The sequence below is a fragment of the Bradyrhizobium sp. CCBAU 11357 genome (genome assembly GCF_028128865.1).
Classification (GTDB): domain Bacteria; phylum Pseudomonadota; class Alphaproteobacteria; order Rhizobiales; family Xanthobacteraceae; genus Bradyrhizobium.
Window position 1 is genome coordinate 12,567 of sequence record NZ_LBJW01000079.1, and the last position, 15,525, is coordinate 28,091.

The 15,525-nt window shown below is 58.5% G+C and carries 13 protein-coding genes, 1 pseudogene and 2 riboswitches; of the genes and pseudogenes, 4 read left to right on the plus strand and 10 right to left on the minus strand.

Features of this window, described 5'->3' with window-relative positions:
* Nucleotides 1-4 precede the first annotated feature (4 nt).
* The 5 genes from XI05_RS10385 to XI05_RS10405 form a co-directional block, all read right to left on the minus strand.
* On the minus strand, nt 5-313 hold the full coding sequence (locus tag XI05_RS10385; RefSeq protein ID WP_271501139.1) for a DUF736 domain-containing protein: 309 nt from the start codon (nt 311-313) through the stop codon (nt 5-7).
* A 746-nt stretch (nt 314-1,059) separates the two neighbouring features.
* Nucleotides 1,060-1,560: a hypothetical protein gene (locus tag XI05_RS10390; protein ID WP_271501140.1), complete on the minus strand. Its 501-nt coding sequence runs from the start codon at nt 1,558-1,560 to the stop codon at nt 1,060-1,062.
* Between the two features lie 172 nt (nt 1,561-1,732).
* Entirely contained in the window at nt 1,733-2,902 is a 1,170-nt protein-coding gene (locus XI05_RS10395) for a M20 aminoacylase family protein (RefSeq protein WP_271501141.1), read from the minus strand.
* 118 nt (nt 2,903-3,020) lie between these two features.
* A complete protein-coding gene (locus XI05_RS10400; RefSeq protein ID WP_271501142.1) occupies nt 3,021-3,677 on the minus strand; it encodes a helix-turn-helix domain-containing protein in 657 nt (218 codons plus the stop codon).
* A gap of 249 nt (nt 3,678-3,926) precedes the next feature.
* Nucleotides 3,927-5,444, minus strand: a complete 1,518-nt coding sequence (locus XI05_RS10405; protein WP_271501143.1) for a DUF3100 domain-containing protein — start codon at nt 5,442-5,444, stop codon at nt 3,927-3,929.
* 63 nt (nt 5,445-5,507) lie between these two features.
* Here XI05_RS10405 and XI05_RS10410 point away from each other — a divergent pair, with 63 nt between their 5' ends.
* Nucleotides 5,508-6,008, plus strand: a complete 501-nt coding sequence (locus XI05_RS10410; RefSeq protein ID WP_271501144.1) for a cupin domain-containing protein — start codon at nt 5,508-5,510, stop codon at nt 6,006-6,008.
* Between the two features lie 101 nt (nt 6,009-6,109).
* Here the strand turns inward: XI05_RS10410 and XI05_RS10415 are convergent, their stop codons facing one another.
* Together XI05_RS10415 and XI05_RS10420 are read right to left on the minus strand one after the other, a co-directional pair.
* Nucleotides 6,110-7,240, minus strand: a complete 1,131-nt coding sequence (locus XI05_RS10415; RefSeq protein WP_271501145.1) for an aminotransferase class I/II-fold pyridoxal phosphate-dependent enzyme — start codon at nt 7,238-7,240, stop codon at nt 6,110-6,112.
* On the minus strand, nt 7,237-8,424 hold the full coding sequence (locus tag XI05_RS10420) for a M20 aminoacylase family protein (RefSeq protein WP_271501146.1): 1,188 nt from the start codon (nt 8,422-8,424) through the stop codon (nt 7,237-7,239). The genes XI05_RS10415 and XI05_RS10420 overlap by 4 nt, the downstream gene beginning before the upstream one ends.
* A gap of 67 nt (nt 8,425-8,491) precedes the next feature.
* Here XI05_RS10420 and XI05_RS10425 point away from each other — a divergent pair, with 67 nt between their 5' ends.
* Complete coding sequence (locus XI05_RS10425; RefSeq protein ID WP_271501147.1) at nt 8,492-9,340, plus strand: AraC family transcriptional regulator; 849 nt, start codon at nt 8,492-8,494, stop codon at nt 9,338-9,340.
* Nucleotides 9,341-9,581: 241 nt separating this feature from the next.
* Here the strand turns inward: XI05_RS10425 and XI05_RS10430 are convergent, their stop codons facing one another.
* The 3 genes and pseudogenes from XI05_RS10430 to XI05_RS10440 form a co-directional block, all read right to left on the minus strand.
* Nucleotides 9,582-10,883, minus strand: a complete 1,302-nt coding sequence (locus XI05_RS10430; RefSeq protein WP_271501148.1) for a D-amino acid dehydrogenase — start codon at nt 10,881-10,883, stop codon at nt 9,582-9,584.
* A 68-nt stretch (nt 10,884-10,951) separates the two neighbouring features.
* Nucleotides 10,952-11,067: riboswitch (glycine riboswitch) on the minus strand.
* A gap of 3 nt (nt 11,068-11,070) precedes the next feature.
* Nucleotides 11,071-11,177, minus strand: a riboswitch (glycine riboswitch).
* A 92-nt stretch (nt 11,178-11,269) separates the two neighbouring features.
* A pseudogene (locus tag XI05_RS10435) lies at nt 11,270-11,422 on the minus strand (M20/M25/M40 family metallo-hydrolase); the annotation flags it as partial.
* 189 nt (nt 11,423-11,611) lie between these two features.
* Nucleotides 11,612-13,624 carry a ParB/RepB/Spo0J family partition protein gene (locus XI05_RS10440; RefSeq protein ID WP_271501150.1) on the minus strand — a complete coding sequence of 671 codons (2,013 nt, stop codon included), beginning with the start codon at nt 13,622-13,624 and terminating at the stop codon, nt 11,612-11,614.
* A 516-nt stretch (nt 13,625-14,140) separates the two neighbouring features.
* Between XI05_RS10440 and XI05_RS39745 the strand changes: the two genes are divergently transcribed.
* Nucleotides 14,141-14,992 carry a DUF4365 domain-containing protein gene (locus tag XI05_RS39745; RefSeq protein WP_442869256.1) on the plus strand — a complete coding sequence of 284 codons (852 nt, stop codon included), beginning with the start codon at nt 14,141-14,143 and terminating at the stop codon, nt 14,990-14,992.
* Nucleotides 14,993-14,995: 3 nt separating this feature from the next.
* The coding region (locus XI05_RS10445) for a hypothetical protein (RefSeq protein ID WP_271501149.1) at nt 14,996-15,525 on the plus strand (530 nt) is incomplete at its 3' end.

The following is a 15,525-nucleotide window of genomic DNA, read 5'->3' on the forward strand; positions in this document are numbered from 1 at the left end:
GGGATCAATCGCCGCTGCGGCGCGACCAGATCAGGGTGAAGCCCTCGTCACCTTCGACCTTGACTAGCGAGGCGTAGATCGGGGCCGGGAAGCTCGGATCGTCGAGCTTGACCGAGAGGTATTCGCGATCGCTCTCGCGGGCGGTCTTCTTCCAGGCTGCGCCGAACTCGGTCGTACCGGCGAAGATGCGGTCAGGCGCCTTGTCGTGATCCTTCTCGGATGCCGCGAAGCTTGCCTTGATGTTCAGGGTCAGCGTCTTGATCGAGCCGGTGTAGCCGTTCTCCAAAGCGGTGAAGGTGCCAATGATAGCCATGGTGGGTCTCCGTCTGTTGCTCGGGCCGCGTCCATCGCAGCCTCGATGGCGATTCTTGGCCCGGGGAGCGATCAGCCCGCAGCCTTCAGCCCGCAGCGCAGCGGAGGACGGCGAAAAGCCTGCTTTTTTGCCTTCCGCGAGGAATGCCGCCTCTTCGCGGCAGGGGAAAAAAGTAGGCGCAGCCGTTGCGGGAAGGCGATCGAGGCCTCTTGCCGGCCCTCGGGCCTGATCAGCCCATTCGAGGTTGGGTTGGACGTGCGTCGTGAACGAACTGACAGAGAGAAGCATGCCGGCTGCAGCACCGCGGTACAACAACGCAGCGGGATCGATCTGACGCATGCTGACGCCTTCGCATCAACGGCAAGAAAGACGCAGCTTCGACAGATTTAGCGGACCCAATCGTACTCTCGTGCGCCTGATGGAAACCACGGTCGGGCCGGATCATTTGGCGGACGATTGGAAGGCAAGCAATGGTGCCCTTCCCCATTTCTTAACGTGAGCGACAGGGATAAGAAACTTTGACGGAGGGCCCGCGCCACGCGCTTCGTGGAATTTAGAACTTATGTACCAGCCTTGGTCTGTTCTTGATTAAGGCGTGTACACACATACTCACAACTCAGAAACACAGCGGATCGACGTCCATTCTATAGTTTTATTAGCCCGTGACAGACGAAAGCGGACATCACCGGACGTCTGTGCTTGGCAAGCCGACGACACTGCACCGGCCACCTCCGGGAAGTATCGGCTCAACGACCAAGAGGGTTATGGTTCTGTAGGGCCCTTTTCATAGGCGCCTGAAGTCGAACGACGATTTCTCCTGCTCGCTTACTGTCCTCAGCGATCATATTGAGGGTTCGCCGGACTTCCTCCAGATCTGGCCGTTGAGCGCTCAGCCAGGTTAAGCCGGCTTCTGCATTGATGATCGTCGCGGTGAGCGCGTTGACGATTGCACCATAGGTACTCACAAATTCCGCTGAGGCCAGCAATGGCGCTTCGCCCTTTCCGTCGCCCAGACCTGCTCCTAATTCGAAACAGGAGCGATGCAATGCCTTGGACGTTTGCCGGACCGCGTTTGTGGCCTTGCCATCGAGCACGACGTCGGCTTGTGACCCCATGGGCACGTGGCGGCCGACAGCCTTAAAGACAGCAGCGAACACGCGTTTTCCCATAACGAGCTGAAGCCCCGCTTGGATGGTACGGTGCTCGATGGCCCAGTTGTACCAACTCGGCGTCCACTTCCACAACATAGCTCACTCCTCTGGTGGGCTGCGAGAAGGATGCGGATCGGCCGGAGGAACGCTCTAAACGTCGATGTGGCGCACTTTTCCGGCCTGTTCTTTATGAGTTCTGAGGCTTCCATATTGGGCGAATTTAGACATCCGCGTCTTTTACGAGTACACGCCCCAATGGATGTGGTGTTCAATGTGCAGCTAGTTCTTCCTTGATTACTGCCACGTAATATGCTGCGCCGATGCCGAGGATTTGGTCATTGAAGTCGAAAGCCGACTGATGGAGGCCAGAGCCTGTCAGCAAAGGGCCTGCACCGATCCAGGCGTAGGCCCCCGGCCGATGTTGCAGCATAACGGAGAAATCTTCCGCACCCATCGACGGCCGAAAATCCGTGTCCACCGCGTCAGACCCGAGTACATTGCGTGCCGCTCGTTGCGCAACCAAGGCCTCGCGGTGTGAGTTCACAGTACTCGGCATCCGGCGCATATAGTTCAAAGCGATACTTACATCGAACGCTTGGCCGAGACCCGACGCGATTGCCTGCAATCGACTTTCGATACGATCTTGAACTTCATCCTTGAAAGTTCGAACGGTCCCACCGATCTTGATCTCGTCCGGGACAACATTGTGAACCTCGCCACCCTTAACAAACGTAATGGACGCGACTCCCTGCTCGAAGGGATCGATATTTCGCGCAACCACAGTCTGAATAGCCGAAATGAGTTTCCCCGTAACTACGGCTGGATCTCTCAAATAGTGGGGGAGCGCCGCATGCCCCCCTTGCCCCCTCACCAAAAAGTCGAATGTATCGAAGCGAGCCATCATCGGTCCTGGCTGCACTGCAATGCGTCCCTGATCCAAACCGGGCCAATTGTGTAGTGCATAGATTGCTTGGACAGGGAATCGTTCGAAAAGTCCTTCTTCGACCATTCGGCGACCGCCGCCCTCGTTCTCCTCTGCTGGCTGAAACACAAACACGACCTTTCCCGCGAATTCACGGTTCTGCGCCAGATGTTCTGCCGCGCCTAGCAGCATTGCCATATGGCCATCGTGGCCGCAGGCGTGCATCATGCCTTGGTGCTTCGATGCATACTTGATGTTCGAGGTCTCCGTAATGGGCAACGCGTCGAGCTCAGCACGAAGGCCGATCGCTTGATCGGATTGGATGCTACCTTCCAACACTCCAACGACGCCGGTGCCCGCGAGGCCTCGCTCGACCCGCAAGCCAAACTTACTAAGGCATGCAGCAACAAAGTCTGCTGTCTTCGTCTCGCGATAAGCAATCTCCGGTATCTGATGAAGCGCATGTCGCCATTCGCGCATACGTTGAACCGTCTCTTCTGATACGTGAAAATTCATGACTTTCTTTTGTCCGTCTGTCCTGTCACACAGCGAGCGAGAATTGAGACAAGCTCAACAACCATCGCACGAGGGTGGAGGCAGAAGACAAATAAGTCTTGGATGGATGAGACCTACGCTAAGCTGCAGCGCGCCAAGCAGACCGAAAGGTGCCAGGAGTCATACCAAATGTGCGGACGAATTCGCGTGTCAGGTGCGCTTGATCGTAAAATCCGGCGTCTAATGCGGCTTCTACTAGCGACGCTTGGCCGCGCAGCAGCGTTTTGGCACGATGGATTGCCAAGAGAGAATGAAAATTGTGGACGCTCGTACCGACCTCCTTGCGGAACCGCCGCGACAAATAGCGTGGCGAGATGGAGCAAGCGGCCGCAATCTCATCTAGATCGGATTGGAGCGTTCTTCGACGCGCGAGAATCGACGCAGCTTGTGCTGCAAGTGAGGAGCGGTCGTCTGGGAGATAGCCTAACCTTGGAGAAGGTGATCGCACTGCAAATTCCGATATGAACGACCAGCCTTCCTCATCGACTGGCGCAAATCGATGAACAAATCCGGCCGGAACCACAACGCTGTCGCCAGCTGACACTTCATAGAATTTGTCTCGCAGATACAGCCGCGCTCGTCCTGCTAGGAGATGCACGATCTCGTCGCCGGCATGGAAATGCGGGCGAAAGCGCCAGCAATGCTGACCTCCTTTGATAAATTCAGTGCGACCAACTTTCAACGGCAGTACGGACAGCGTCGTTCGCGGCTCTGATGCGGACTTGGGCGCTACCACGGTCGTGCTCCGAATTTGGATCCAAATCGATTGTCGTAGAAACTCCCCAGTCAAGAGTTTTAGCATACCGCCACAAGACTCCAAGAGACTAACCACGCAGCCTCGATGCTCGCTCCGGAACGGTACCAACAAGTTGGTCCCATTCATCCAAGACAGCGTCAATCATCGTCGAACACGAAAGTACCTCGTTGGTTGTCGCGCCTTCCCGCCGCTTGCAACGAGGGACAATGTTAGCGTGAGGCACCCTTTTTAGGGGTGGCCTCCCATGAAGATCTGCGCCACGAAGGCGCCGCCAACAAACGTGCCAGCGTTCGCCGCCAGCGAGACGACCACGATACGCCAGCCGAGCTTGCGGAATGCTGGAAGATCCTTTGAAATCGACAGGCCGGCGAGCGCGATAACGGGTGTCGCCAGTGCCAGAAAATTGATGCGATTGGTGACAGCGGCGACGTCGGCGGCGTAAGGCGTCGTCGGAAACGTCAATACCATTGCTAGGAGAGACACCGAGAGTACGGCAGGGAACACTCCCCCCGCGGCCCTGTACATTACGTATCCGACTGCGACACAGCTGAGAATAACCGCAAGACCTGCCACGGTGGAATAGTCGGGCAATGTCCTGAAAGCGAGGTAGTTCGCTGCAAGGGCGATCAAGCCAACTCCGACCCAAACCAGCACTATTTGAGCATTCGAAAGCTTTTGTTCGTCCTGCAAACGACCGACAGCGTCCGAGAGCCCATCCGAATAGGTTTCCACTACTGGCTTGCAAGCGCCGCGCCGGAAGATCGGCTCCAAGACCGCATAGGCCCAAACCGTGAAAGGAAGGGAAAGGAAGAGCGTGAAATAGGTCCCGATCGTGGTCGTGATTAGATTGCTGGCTGCCGCGAAGGCAGCCACTTCCTTGGCTATTTCGGGAGTCTGCTGAGCCGAGATTGCGCTTGCTGCTGCTGCCATCAAGCTACCCGACCCCATACCGGCGCCCATTGCCAGAGCGCGAGGGTGAAAGATGCCTAAGCTAGTTACGAGCGAGGCAAATAGAGAGATGAAGATCGTTCCAAATACAGTGCCTGTGATATACTCGGCCAGCACTCCGCGGCCCTCGGGGCTGTCCATCCCGTAACGTTCGCCGATAATCGCTAAGCTCGGCTCGCGCCCGACCGAAAACGTTGCACCAATCGCTTCGCGTTTGATACCAAGCAGCAGCGCGATCGGCAGCCCGACCATTGCCGTACCGAAGAAATGGCCAAACTCCTGGAACATCAGCGCCCATCCTGCATCAAGGATTCTCGGCAATGAGCCACCGACTAACAAACCGAGCTTCGCAATGAATAGCAATAGAGCAAGCTGAAGCCCGAGGCTCGCAAGCCGCTGCAAATTCATATCTAATCTCAGGGCACCCGGAAGTCGCGGCGATGCGATGCCCCAGACCACTCCGATCAGCATCGCCCACAGGAACGGCAACAATGTAATCCGGTACGCGCCGCCGAGCGGAATCGTCACCGGCCCCACCAATTCAGCCATCGCGACGCAAATTGCTGCAAACACTAAGAGCTTGACCAGATCCAGCGATTGCGCAACACGCGGCAAAGCCGCGAGCTTCATCTCCATCACTCCCTCCTGTAGTTCGTGATTGATTGCCTCCAAGCCAATCACCACAGTCGGGAAATAACTAGAGAGGTGGATCGCACCGTCTTGGATCGAACGGGCCTTTTTTGACGTCCGGCACATCGTTGCAGATGGCGATTTGCCGTGCTGGTCCCAATCATCCAAGACGGCTCGGTAATAACGCTGCAAGCCTCCTGGAGGCTGCAAGGAACACTAGGATTTTCAACAATGAGCGATCACACGCCGCCGTTTACTCTCGTTAACTCGCATCAACGTCGGACGTTTTGGATCGGTGGCCAGCGGCAATCAATAATCGCGGGTGAGGCCGAAACCAACGGCCGCTACACATTGTCTCATTCCCTCATTGAAAAGGGAGCGGGTGCCTCCGAGCATGTTCATGGCGCTGAGGCGGAGGCCTTCTATATCCTCCGTGGCGAGTTGAAGTTCACGATAGCGGGACAGAAGAAACAATTGCGCTGCGGCGATTTTCTGCATGTCGAGCCTGGGCTTGCCTATAGCTTTGATCCGGTAGGCGCTGAAAGTGCCGAAGTCTTGGTGATCTATGCGCCTGCCGGACTGGAACGTTTCATCGCGGAGGTTGGAATCGCTGATTCCAACGATGTATTGGCTTCCCGCGAGGCTGCTCTCCGTTCCGTTCAGGACGTGACCAGCATGAAGGAAGCCGCAACTTCCTACGGCCTTCGCTATCCGCCGAGGGTGGGCTCGTAGCCAATTGACAGCCATAGAGCATGCATCGACACTTCTGTCGTCGACTTGTCGAGTCTGTGTGACATTTGCACTTCGCCGTGCTGAATGAACTAAACAAGACGTTAGGCTGAATCGTTCAGCAGGTCGGCAATCAGAAGGGCGGCGTGATCAAGATCTGCTACAGCATGGGCGGCGCTCACCTGAATTCGAAGGCGAGCTCGACCTTCCGCGACTACGGGATATATCATCGCCGGCGCATAGACGCCTTTGCCACTAAGTGTAGAGGAAATCCGCCGAGCTCGATCCTCGCCCCCGATCATTAAAGCGGTGATTGCGCTGTCGCTGTCCAGAAACGGCAGGTCATGAGAGCGGAAGCTGGCCCGCAGATAAGCGAGGTTGGCCGACAGGCGATCTAGGAGCGCGGGATCAGATTGGCAGATTTTGAGTGCGGCGAGTGCTGCTGCAGCATTTGCTGTCGTCATGCCCATGGTGAAGATAAAGCTTCGGCTATGAGCCCTGAGCCGAGAAACGACATCGTTCGAGCCGGCGACGAAGCCTCCGCTGGCGCCGCCCAGCGCCTTTGAGAATGAACCGGTCAATACGAGCCCCACAGAACCGTTGGGTAGGCCACGGAAGGGCGCCGTCCCCCGGCCATTCGGCCCGACAACACCTAGCGCATGTGCCTCGTCGACCATCAGTTGAGCATCGTACCGCAACGCGAGCGCATAGATCTCTTGCAGCGGAGCGGCGCCTCCTTCCATACTGAAAACGCCATCCGTGACGATAAGCCGGCGGTGCGCCTTGGTAGTCTTCCGCAACACGACCTCGAGGTCGTTAATGTCTCGATTCTTGTAGGGAAGCACGTCGGCGCGGCTGAGTCGGCACCCATCGATAATACTAGCGTGGTTCAATCGGTCGGAGATAATGACGTCGCCCGCTTCGGCGAGCGTGGTCAGGACGCCGGCGTTGGCGCAGCCGCCTGACGAAAATAGGAGAACATCTTCCACTTGGAGGAAAGACGCGAGAGTTTGGCGCAACTCCTCATGAAGGACCGTCGTCGCAAAAGCGGGATAGATTCCAGTCCCGGTCCCATAAAGCTTAATCGCCTCGCTCGTCGCAGCGAGGACTCGCTCATCAAGGGAAAGACCGAGATAGTCATTGGAACCGAGCATTACCGTGTCGGCGCCATTGACGATGATCCTACCGCCGCGACGTTCGCTGATGATCTTTCTACCTGCTGCATCGATCATCATGAAAGGGCCTCATCCAGGGTACGAGGCAGCGCCCGAGCAACAAGTTCAGTCCAGTACCGCAATACGATCGGCACGATGCCGTCATTGAAGACGTATCGATCGCCATGAAGCCCTTCGCCGGGGCCAACCTCGCCCGAGCCGATCCACGCATAGGAGCCGCCGACCGCCCTAATCATGAAAGCGAAATCCTCGCAGCCGAGGCTGGGGCTGAAATCAATCAAGGTATTTTCTTGACCCACGACCCAAGCGGCGGTCGCTGTCGCTAGCGCTACGGCCTCTGCCGTGTTCACCACGGGAGGATAGCCCCTCCTATAGTCGAGCTTTCCATGGACGCTGTACGAAGCGGCGATGCCCAGAGCAATCTGATCCAACACCTTCTCGCAATGCGCCGAAAGGGTCGGGTCGAAGAAGCGGCATGTCCCTTGAAGCCTCATCTCGTTGGGAATGATGTTGCCGACATTCCCGCCGTGGACTTGGGTAAGGCTGACAACGAGGGGCATTTGCGGGTCGACCGAACGGCTGACAATGCGTTGCACCGCGTTGATAAATGCCCCGGCCGCAAGAATCGGATCATCGCCCAAATGCGGCATGGCCGCATGGGCGCCGAACCCTAAGAAAACCAGACCGAAATTGTCGACTGCCGCCATCTGGGGTCCGACGCGAGTGGCGATCGTGCCGAATTTTTGGCCTGGCCAGTTGTGTACGGCATACATGGCTTCGACTGGGAACCTCTCAAAGAGGCCATCCTCGATCATACGCATGCTCCCGCCGTCGTTCTCTTCCGCAGGTTGGAAGACGAGGTAGACGGTGCCATCAAAATTAGGATTCTCACTCAGAAGCTTAGCGGAACCAAGTAGCATCGCCGTGTGACCATCATGTCCACAGGCATGCATCAAGCCCTGACGTTTGGAGGCGTAGGGGAGACCGGTTCGCTCGACGATGGGCAGCGCGTCCAGCTCGGCCCGCAGGCCAATGGCCCGCTTGCCACTCCCGTTCTTCAGCACGCCAACAACGCCGGTGCCGGCGATCCGTTCATGCACCTCAAGGCCAAAGCTTCGCAATTGATCAGCTACGAAGCGCGCCGTCTCATTCTCCTGGAAGCCAAGTTCTGGATTGGCATGGATCTGATGCCGCCAGGCGATCACCTCTGGTGATATCACCGCGATCGGGTCATTATGCAGCATTGGCTCGCTCCTGGTGTGCGATCATCTCAAATCTCAAGGAACGAGATAGCTTTGTGCCGCAGGAGTCTTGAACGAGATTGACCAGCCGATGAGCAAGGACTTGCAAGAAGAGCAAGAGTTCTGGCGCCACCCGCGCTTCCGTGACCTGGGTCTCTTGAAGGCAAAGTTCACGAAGCACCGGTATGACCGCCATACTCATCCAAACTACGTCATTGCGCTAATCACCGCAGGCGCTGAACGCGTCAAAATTGGTCGAGAAACCGTCGTTGCACCAACGGGTACACTGCTCGTGGTCAACCCCGAGGAATGGCACGATGGGGAGTCTGGATGCCCCGATGGCTGGTCCTATCGCACCTTCTATCCTCAAGTAGAGTTCCTAACACACGTCGCGGTGGAGCTCGGGCGCAGCGAATCTCCCATATTTCGGCAGTCGGCGATAGACGATCCGCAACTGAGGGATGCGATGACACTGGCTCATCGGTTGTCGCGGAGCGATGACATACTGGCGGCCGAGACGGCGATGCTGGTCGCCTTGCGCCATCTCATCTTGCGGCATACGCATCCGCAAAGCCCTCCGGAATTCGTCGAGCATTCAAATGCCCGGCGTCGAATGGCTGTCTACCAAGAGTTAGTCGAAAAAAGATTGTGTTTCAGTATTGATCTGCAACAACTTGCGGCGGCTGCCGGTGTTACTCGTTTTCAGGTCATTCGCGACTTCAAGAAGGTGGCTGACCTTACCCCAGCCGCTTTCATTCGTGATCGCCGACTTCGGCGCGCAAACGCCTTGATCGAGGCTGGAGCAAGTCTGGCCGATGCGGCCGTCGGAGCCGGCTTCGCGGATCAAAGCCATCTCTCCAGAATATTTCGCGCCGCTCACGGATTTACGCCCGGGATGCTTAAGAGAGCGGTGGCCTGAGTACGCATCAACATGACAAATAGTGCAAACTGACCTTCAATCCCGTCTTTTAGCGGGCTGCACTCATTGAGCACAGGCGGAGCGGGCTTACCTGCAACCGGCTCCATTTGAGACAGCAATACTTGGAGCGGCGCGACACAACCATTTCTTGTCTGCGAAGCACTGATACCCCGCGCACGTCGATCGCAACGGGCGAGATCAAGGGTCAGACCGATCATCTCGAGCCTTGGCGTGTTTGAGATCAGCAAGACGCCGAGATCGCCGTGCGCCCGGTGCCGGACGGGACCATCGAAGGCGCGTCGGGGTCGCGCCAGTCGTCGACCGCTCCTGCCACCATCTGTGCGGTCGCGGCAGACAGGGTCCAGCCGAGATGACCATGGCCCGTATTGTAGAACACGCCGGGGATCCGGCCGGCACGCACCACCGGCATCATGTTCGGCATCATCGGACGCAAGCCCGCCCATGGCACGATCTTTGAGGTATCGATGCCGGGGAAATGCTGCCGCACCCAGTCGACCAGCGGCTGGATCCGGTCGGCGCGAATGTCGCGGTTGAAGCCGTTGAACTCGGCGGTGCCCGCGACGCGGAAGCGGTCGGCGCCGAGCCGGCTAGTAACGATCTTCGCAGCTTCATCGAGCAGGCTGACGGTCGGTGCAGCGTCCCGGCTTTGCGGCGCATCGAGCTGCACGGTGATCGAATAGCCCTTTACCGGATAGACGTTGACGCGATCGTTGAGCATGCCGGCGAAGTGGCGGCTCGCCACGCCGGCGCAAATCACGATTCCATGCGCCTGTAACTCGTGCCGCGTCGCGATGTCAGCATCGGGCGAAGCGGCTTCTCTCCAGCCGATGCGGAAGCCGTCATCGCCGCGCGAGATCGCATCGACATCGGCTTCGTGGATGAAGGCCGCGCCGCGGCGGATGCAGGCGTCGGCGAGCCCGCGGGTGAACTTGTGGATATCGCCGGTCGCATCCGATGGCGTGAAGAAGCCGCCATAGCAGGCCGTCTGCAGCGCAGGCTCGAGGCTGCGGATTTCGTCCGTCGTCACCGGCCGGCGGTCGAGCCCGCCTTGTTGCAGCAGCGTGTTGACCCGCAGGCCCGTTTCGAAACCCGCCTTGTCGTGGTAGACATGCAGGATGCCGCGGCGTTCGAGATCGAAGGCGATATTCTCGCGCTCGGCGATCGAGAACAGATGCTTGCGCGCCTCGATGGCGAGCCGCGTGGTCTCGATGGTGTTGGCGCGATAGCGGCCGATGTTGCCGACGAATTCGCCGATCCAGGAATATTTGTGCCAGCTCGGCTTCGGATTCATCAAGAGCGGCGCGTCGCTTCGAAGCATCCAGCGCAGCCCCTTGAGGATGGTCCCGGCGTTGTTCCAGACTTCCGCGTTGCTGGCGGAGAGCTGTCCGCCATTGGCGAACGAGGTTTCCATCGCGGCGTAGCGATGCCTGTCGAGTACAGTCACCCGGTAGCCACGTTCGAGCAGGGCATAGGCCGTCGTCACGCCGGTGATGCCGGCGCCAATGATCGCAATGTGAGGCATAATGGTCTTCAAGCTCCCGTGGGTTAGAGTCGCCGAACCGCCGGTGAAACCGGCTGCTTCAGCGCCCCATCTGTCACGGTACCTGAGAGCTTGATCCGCATCGGGCCTGGGCCCGCAAGCGAACTATCCCCTTCGGTGGACGTCACGGCCCTTGATCAGCGGCCATGTCCGTCTCTCTCCAGATCGTCCTGACGATACGGTCCTTTTGCCTGAGAGTTTCCGGGGCGGTTGCTCCGTCGGCGCCGAAGCCAACTGCACGAATGCAATTGCTTCGATCTCTCCCGCATCGTCGCGTTGGACGGCCGGACCGTAAGCGAAGCCTCAAAATTGGACAAGGCTAAATTTCGATCCGGCAATGCCATCGTGTTGTGCAGTGCAAATCGATGTCAGTCCAGCGTCGCCAGCAGCGCTGCCATCAGGCGGCCGCGGTCGGCGATGCTTTCGACCTCGATGTGTTCGTTGAGTGTATGCGCATCGGCGCCGCGAACGCCGGGGCCGTCGAGCGTAGGATTGCCCATCGCGCCGGTGAAGTTGCCGTCGCGCCGGCGTTTGGTTCTACACCGGGCGTGAACTCGCCGGTCACCTTGATGGCTCATTGACGAAGCGGATTTCCTCTTTTGAAATGGTTGTTGCTTCGCCTAAAAGCGAAACGGCCGCGCGCCTGACCGGCGTGCGGCCGAAACTTTCTTGGACTGGCCGGGACCGCTCGCGCAGCCCCTCCTCTGGTGTCACTCCGCCGCCTCCGAATATGCTTCACCACCTTGCGGCTCGTTTGGCGAAGCCGACCGAGTCTCTGGCTTGGCCGTTCTTAGCAGGGAGGGCAGCCAACCGGTCGCTGCCAGCAACTGTGCGGCGGCTTCCGCCATCTCGACCTTCTTCATATCCACCATACGTTCGGCCGCCTCGCCGCTCACGCCTTCGCTAACCGCCTCCAGAATGCGCGCTTTGGTGATGCGACCCAGATAGCTGCGCACCGTCGGCCGCCAGTATCCGGTCATGTCGAGAGACACAGCTTCCGCCATCCGGTCGGCCGTTGCCAATGCCTGCGGTCGCCGCTCCCACGGCAATCTGACCGCGTTGACGGTCAATGCCGTGCAATGCGCAAACAAGGCCATGCGGCTAACGTGGTCGAGTTCGGCCACGAAGGTCCAAAGGCTGGTGACGTCCCGGGGCATTTGCCTTGCCCAATTGGCATGGCGATCCGCCCAAGCCATGCCGGTCGGTGTATCCTCGATGCCGTCCGCGTGCCCAGCCAAATCTGTCTTGATCGGCTGGATGCCGACGACATGCGCATCCGCACCGAGATAGAAAATTTGGGCGGCGAGCGCATGCGTCACCGCCACGACGGCAGTTTCGGGCTGTTCGCTCAAATTGAGACGCAGTCCCAAGGTACGATGTGCCGTGAGGTCCCGAACGAGAACGTCAGATAGCGGTCGGTCGTCGTCCTCTTCCTCGGCAACCACTTCTTCTCCACCATCACCCTGCGACGTTGGGCCATCTGTCTCGCCGCCCTCGTTCGGTGTCTGCGCGTCGATCCCCTCCTCGGTTTCGGCCTGGGGCTTCTCGTCTGCAGGGCGGATGAACCCGCGCTCGATCCGAATGGTCCCGTCGTGATTGAGGATCACGAAAGCGCCGCCACGCGCGATGTCATCAGGATCGTAGGCCTGCCGCTTCGCTTCCAGCCGCTCGATTTCGGCCTCAAGCCCGCCGAACCGCGCATCCACGTCGTCAGCAAGTTCTTCGGCCCCCTGATGCTCTTCCGTCAACCGGTCGAATACCGTCTGCACCGTTGTAAGAGCGGCCTGATCTTCCGCCGAAAGCTCAACCTGATGCGGGTAGGTTCGCCGCATGCCGTGCGCATGCGGGAAATCAAGCTTGGCCTCCGTCCATTTCCAGCCCTCGGCTGCCCGCACGGCATCGGCCTCACGGCCGAGCTTTGCAGTCACCAGCAGATCGAGCAGCGCTACGTCTTCCAGATACCCGCCGCGATCTTCGGTGAAGAGGTCGCGAAGGATCGAGCCGCCTGCTTCCGTGTAGGCCTGCATCCCGACAAAGCGCGCGCGGCGATCGGTTGCGGCAACGTGGGTTTCGGTGAGCATGCGGCGGATGGTGCTGGCGTCGCGGTTATAAGACAGCCGCTCGTAGACGCCCTCCTGCCGGGCATGATCGTCGGTGATGGCGAAGGCCATCAACTGTTCAAGGGTCAGATCGCCATCGCGATAGACCTGCATCAGTTTCGGGGAGACCGCGCCCATCCGCAGGCGTTGACGCACAACATGCGGCGTCACGCCGAAACGGGCGGCAATTTCCTCTGCGCCGAAGCCCCGCTCTTCCGCCAGCTTCTTGAAGGCTTCGAACTGATCGGCGGGATGCATGTTTTCGGGGGTGACGTTTTCGTCCAGGCTGATTTCGTGCGGATCGTTCGCGGTGTCGACGATGCAGCGGATGGGTTCGGTCTTCTTAATCTCCTTCCGCTTCACTCGCAAAAGCTGGGCAAGCCGCCTGCCCTCGCCGATGGTCACGAAATAGAACCCCGTGGGCGCTCCTTCTCCGTTCAACTCGGGCTCAACCACCAGATTTTGCAAGATACCCTTAGCGGCGATGCTAGCCGCATAGGCCTCAATCGCTGCTTCACTGTGCGGCATCTTGCGCGCGTTCTTCGGCGACTCTTTGAGTTTGTTGAGTGGAGCGAAAATTTCCGTCCCGCTCTCAGGGATGGTTTCAACGTGCTTGGCCGATATGGTCAATCTCCCTTTTCGGCTTTCATGGGTGCAAGGCGCACTCCGCGCCTGCGCCCCTGCGCGTCGGCGAGACCGGGGGTAGCAAGTGCCAGGGCGAACCGAGCGGAGGGGGATCACCCGCACGAAGGGCCGCTCGCAAGAGCGGGTCTGCACGGGCGCATGCCAGGCGTTCAGGAGAGTGAGTGATCAGAAAATAGCGCGGAAGACCGGGGAGACCGCTCGGGGCGGCGCCAGTTTTGGCCGGCGCTTTACCCTGACGCGCGCGAGGGGCGGAGCCCCTTAGGCGGCTTGCCTCAAGGAGCGCTTTACCGCCTTCCAATCACGTTCAAGACACAGGACCACCTGCGAGAGCAGCCCACGAAGTAAGAACCAGAAATAGATTCGAAGCTAGGAATATGAGTAGGATGCGCAACATCTTTATTCTCCATCTCTTTGAGAGGCTAGAGCTAGCGTAGACGCCATGTAGGGTGGAGCGAAGACGGCATCATCCCACTGTGGAGGCTTCCATTTTTTGAGATGCTCAACCGAGTGGTAGTCAGCGGGAAGCACTATGCTAAGCGTGATGTTGGCATAGATGCGCAAGTCGAGATCTGCCGAGATGGGCTTGTTACTTCTCGTCTCCTATCCGTACAAATCAAAGCAGGCGATTCCTATTTCACAGAGCCCACCGCAGACGGATGGACATATCGCGACAGCAAGCACCTGGATTACTACTTAGCGCATTCGCTCCCCGTACTCGTGTATCCGAAGAGCAAAGAAGCTTGGTGGCAGCACGTTTCAGAGACGACTGTTAGGCGAACAAATAGGGGCTGGACGCTATGCGTGCCGCGGCATCATCCACTCGGCGAGCAGGCCAGAGTGCCACTTGAGGAGATCGCGCAAGTGGTTCCGGCTGAGGAGAGGGTGAAGATCGGAGCCGTGAAGCCTCTCCGCCCTGGCGTCGCGGATTTCGCGTCGATTTACGACGTACTTCATTCGGCAAGGCGGGAGCTCTTTTTTGTAAGTCCTTACATCTCGCCTGAGTTCGTCGCGATTTTGGATTTCCTGAGCACGAGGGTGCCAATCCGCGGTATTGTGGCGGAAACACCAATCTCACTTGACGCGGCGTCCATTCTCGCTGGTCGGTCTCAGCTCGCACTCAGATGTCTTGCTCGGCAGTCGAGAATGCTCCATGAAAAGTTGATCATCGTAGACAAAAAGGTTGTCTGGATTAGCTCAGCTAACCTCACTTGGCGTGGCATTATGAGGGCGCTTGAAGTCTTGCATGCCTCCACAGATGGGAAGACAGTGCGGAACGGCCTCCGTCACTTCGAAGATATTTGGGATCGATCTGTGCCCCTGAGCACTATCGTTCAAGAGCGCTCTTAGTTCATGGCCCTGCCACACCGTATTGGCATCCTTTCGCCGGAGCTTGTTTGCTTTCATGAAGCCGGTCATGTCGTTACCGCCGCCACAATTGGGGCGAGAGTCGCCCGGGTTTCTTTTCTCGACGGCCCGCCGCCGCACGGCGTCAGCAGCATTGAACGGACGCCGCCTCAGGCACCGTTCATTGCCTGCGGCGGCTTTGCCGCTGAGTACTTTCTTGCCCAGGCGAAGCGCCTTATAGACGGTTCCGGGAATGTGGCTGACGCAAGCTTGTTCCTGTCGGAAGCTCAGCAGAACGCCCAGGAGGACGTTCGAAATTTTGTTAAAGGCATGATGGCGATGAATGCTTTCGTCGGCGACCCCATGGATGATTTCGTCGGCATGGCCTTGGGAAACGTCTACCACAATATTGATTTCGCCCTCGTCGAGAAGGTCGCCTCCGCTTTGCTCGAAAAAAGGGTTCTCGACGAGGAGCAACTATTTGCGCTCCTCGGCTCGCGAAGATCACGGCTTTTGGTACTGTCCAGAATCTTTCT